This is a genomic window from Streptomyces sp. NPDC047453 (assembly GCF_040643155.1).
Lineage (GTDB): Bacteria > Actinomycetota > Actinomycetes > Streptomycetales > Streptomycetaceae > Streptomyces.
This window is the reverse complement of the sequence record NZ_JBEYTS010000180.1, coordinates 1-1,416: the sequence shown is the minus strand read 5'-3', so window position 1 is coordinate 1,416 and position 1,416 is coordinate 1. Positions and strand designations below refer to the sequence as shown.

General features: G+C 56.4%; 1 rRNA gene. It reads right to left on the bottom strand.

The annotated features are described in order from the left end of the window. Window positions 1–22: 22 nt before the first annotated feature. Window positions 23–1,416, bottom strand: a 23S ribosomal RNA gene (locus ABZ818_RS42795); the annotation flags it as partial.

Sequence of the window (1,416 nt, the reverse complement as noted above, 5' to 3'; positions counted from 1 at the left end):
AACACAGTGGACGCGAGCAACTGAGGACAAGCCCTCGGCCTATTAGTACCGGTCACCTCCACACCTCACGGTGCTTCCAGATCCGGCCTATCAACCCAGTCGTCTACTGGGAGCCTTACCCCATCAAGTGGGTGGGAGTCCTCATCTCGAAGCAGGCTTCCCGCTTAGATGCTTTCAGCGGTTATCCCTCCCGAACGTAGCCAACCAGCCATGCCCTTGGCAGAACAACTGGCACACCAGAGGTTCGTCCGTCCCGGTCCTCTCGTACTAGGGACAGCCCTTCTCAAGACTCCTACGCGCACAGCGGATAGGGACCGAACTGTCTCACGACGTTCTAAACCCAGCTCGCGTACCGCTTTAATGGGCGAACAGCCCAACCCTTGGGACCGACTCCAGCCCCAGGATGCGACGAGCCGACATCGAGGTGCCAAACCATCCCGTCGATATGGACTCTTGGGGAAGATCAGCCTGTTATCCCCGGGGTACCTTTTATCCGTTGAGCGACGGCGCTTCCACAAGCCACCGCCGGATCACTAGTCCCGACTTTCGTCCCTGCTCGACCCGTCGGTCTCACAGTCAAGCTCCCTTGTGCACTTACACTCAACACCTGATTGCCAACCAGGCTGAGGGAACCTTTGGGCGCCTCCGTTACCCTTTAGGAGGCAACCGCCCCAGTTAAACTACCCATCAGACACTGTCCCTGATCCGGATCACGGACCCAGGTTAGACATCCAGCACGACCAGACTGGTATTTCAACGACGACTCCACCCCAACTGGCGTTGGAACTTCAAAGTCTCCCAGCTATCCTACACAAGCCGAACCGAACACCAATATCAAACTGTAGTAAAGGTCCCGGGGTCTTTCCGTCCTGCTGCGCGAAACGAGCATCTTTACTCGTAGTGCAATTTCACCGGGCCTATGGTTGAGACAGTCGAGAAGTCGTTACGCCATTCGTGCAGGTCGGAACTTACCCGACAAGGAATTTCGCTACCTTAGGATGGTTATAGTTACCACCGCCGTTTACTGGCGCTTAAGTTCTCAGCTTCGCCCACCCGAAAGTGAGCTAACCGGTCCCCTTAACGTTCCAGCACCGGGCAGGCGTCAGTCCGTATACATCGCCTTACGGCTTCGCACGGACCTGTGTTTTTAGTAAACAGTCGCTTCTCGCTGGTCTCTGCGGCCACCCCCAGCTCACACTGCAAGAGTGATCACCAGGCGTGGCCCCCCTTCTCCCGAAGTTACGGGGGCATTTTGCCGAGTTCCTTAACCATAGTTCACCCGAACGCCTCGGTATTCTCTACCTGACCACCTGAGTCGGTTTAGGGTACGGGCCGCCATGAAACTCGCTAGAGGCTTTTCTCGACAGCATAGGATCATCCACTTCACCACAATCGGCTCGGCATCAGGTCTCAGAC